General features: G+C 55.2%; 1 tRNA gene and 1 rRNA gene (1 of these 2 only partly in view). Both read left to right on the forward strand.

Going from position 1 to position 2500, the window contains the following annotated elements:
- The first annotated feature begins 88 nt into the window (after positions 1-88).
- Positions 89-164: transfer RNA gene (locus tag NOF55_RS23390), tRNA-Ala, on the forward strand.
- 669 nt (positions 165-833) lie between these two features.
- A 23S ribosomal RNA gene (locus NOF55_RS23395) occupies positions 834-2500 on the forward strand; it runs 1264 nt beyond the window's last position.

Here is a 2500-nt window from a genome sequence, read left to right on the forward strand (position 1 = left end):
CGCTGCGGACGGCCTGCCGGACGAGCGGCGACGGCCTTGCGGCTTCGCCGGGCTGGATACGGTGGTGTTGGGAGAGTGGATACGGATTGGGGCTGTAGCTCAGCTGGGAGAGCACCTGCTTTGCAAGCAGGGGGTCAGCGGTTCGATCCCGCTCAGCTCCACCATTTGATTTGTCCTCGCGGCGGACGCGACCTTGCGGTCGCTGCCTGCGGACGGCGCGGCCAAACGTGGCCGACGGGCGCGAGGCCCTTGCGGCTTCGCCGGTTGGGTTCCTCCCGGTATGGTTTTTGGTTATCTTGTCTTGGAAGAAAATAAGGTTTGCGCCTTGTCTCCGTTTGGGGACGCGACGGCGCCTGTTCTGCAAAAATTGTGAAGAGAAGATACGTCTGGAGGCTTCCAGGTGTTCGGGGTTTGTGCCTTGAACGTCCGGACCTTGAGCCCGTGATATCGTTGATGGCCTAGCCGGCCGGAGAGGATGGAGGTTCTTGGGGTGGAAGGAAGCTTTGTCCGAAAGGCGTTCGGTTGTTGGCGACGAGAGTTGCTTCTGGCCGGATGCTGGATTGGTGTTGCCTGACCGCGCATCACCGGATGTTATCTCGAGAAGCTGGTCTTAAGATCCGGCCCGGATGCTGCTCGGCGTAGCATCTTTTTGAAAGGGACCGGATCGAACGCGTCGATGGCATCATGAATGTCCTGGTTGTAAAAGGTAGCCGGGACTTTGGGTCTGGCACATGCGGCTTGTCCGTATGGCCGGATCTGGAACCCCTTTGAGCGCAAGCGAGAAGGATTAAGAATTCCAGATCCAATAAATGATGAGCATTGGCAATGAGAACGATTAAGTGTCGTAAGGGCATTTGGTGGATGCCTTGGCATGCACAGGCGAAGAAGGACGTGATACGCTGCGAAAAGCCGTGGGGAGCTGCGAATGAGCTTTGATCCATGGATCTCCGAATGGGGAAACCCACCTCTAATTCCTGGGAAATCTGTTTTGTTGGACTGGCCCTGTTCCTGTTGGGGGACGAGGGCTCGAAGTGCTTTTGCACTTCGCAAGGCCGAACGGCCGCCGGCGCTGATGCGCCGCCCGGTCCGGAGCGTAGCGGCTGAAAGCCGCGACAGCGTGAGGACGGGACAACAGCACAGGTTTCCAGGAATTGCTAAGGGGTATCTAACTCTGAATCCATAGGGGTTAGAAGCGAACGCAGGGAACTGAAACATCTAAGTACCTGCAGGAAAGGACATCAACCGAGACTCCGCAAGTAGTGGCGAGCGAACGCGGACCAGGCCAGTGGCAATGATGAATAAAGTGGAACGATCTGGAAAGTTCGGCCGTAGCGGGTGATAGCCCCGTACACGTAGAACAGTCATTGTCCTTGAGTAGGGCGGGACACGTGAAATCCTGTCTGAACATGGGGAGACCACTCTCCAAGCCTAAGTACTCGTGCATGACCGATAGTGAACCAGTACCGTGAGGGAAAGGTGAAAAGCACCCCGACAAGGGGAGTGAAATAGAACCTGAAACCGGATGCCTACAAGCAGTCGGAGCTCGCAAGAGTGACGGCGTACCTTTTGTATAATGGGTCAACGACTTAGTGTAACTAGCAAGCTTAAGCCGGTAGGTGTAGGCGCAGCGAAAGCGAGTCTGAACAGGGCGATTGAGTTAGTTGCATTAGACCCGAAACCGAGTGATCTAGCCATGAGCAGGCTGAAGGTTGGGTAACACCAACTGGAGGGCCGAACCCGCATCTGTTGCAATAGATTGGGATGACTTGTGGCTAGGGGTGAAAGGCCAATCAAACTCGGAAATAGCTGGTTCTCCGCGAAATCTATTTAGGTAGAGCGTCGAGCGAATACCCACGGGGGTAGAGCACTGGATGGGCTATGGGGACTCACCGTCTTACTGATCCTAACCAAACTGCGAATACCGTGGAGTACTACTCGGCAGACACACGGCGGGTGCTAACGTCCGTCGTGAAGAGGGCAACAACCCTGACCTCCAGCTAAGGTCCCCAAGTCATGGCTAAGTGGGAAAGGATGTGAGGATCCCAAAACAACCAGGATGTTGGCTTAGAAGCAGCCATCATTTAAAGAAAGCGTAACAGCTCACTGGTCTAAACAAGGGTCTTTGCGCCGAAAATGTAACGGGGCTGAAGCCATGCACCGAAGCTGAGGATACGATCTTATGATCGTGTGGTAGCGGAGCGTTCCGTAAGCCTGCGAAGGGGGATCCGTGAGGACCCCTGGAGGTATCGGAAGTGCGAATGTTGACATGAGTAACGACAAAGGGGGTGAGAGACCCCCTCGCCGAAAGACCAAGGGTTCCTGCTTAAAGTTAATCTGAGCAGGGTTAGCCGGCCCCTAAGGCGAGGCAGAAATGCGTAGTCGATGGGAACCACGTTAATATTCGTGGGCCTGGCGGTAGTGACGGATCCCGTAAATCGTAAGTTCTTATTGGATTGAGCTTGCGGTGATGGGGTTCCAGGAAACAGCTCCGCCGTATAGA

This window comes from Ectorhizobium quercum (genome assembly GCF_026552795.1).
Taxonomy (GTDB): domain Bacteria; phylum Pseudomonadota; class Alphaproteobacteria; order Rhizobiales; family Rhizobiaceae; genus Ectorhizobium; species Ectorhizobium quercum.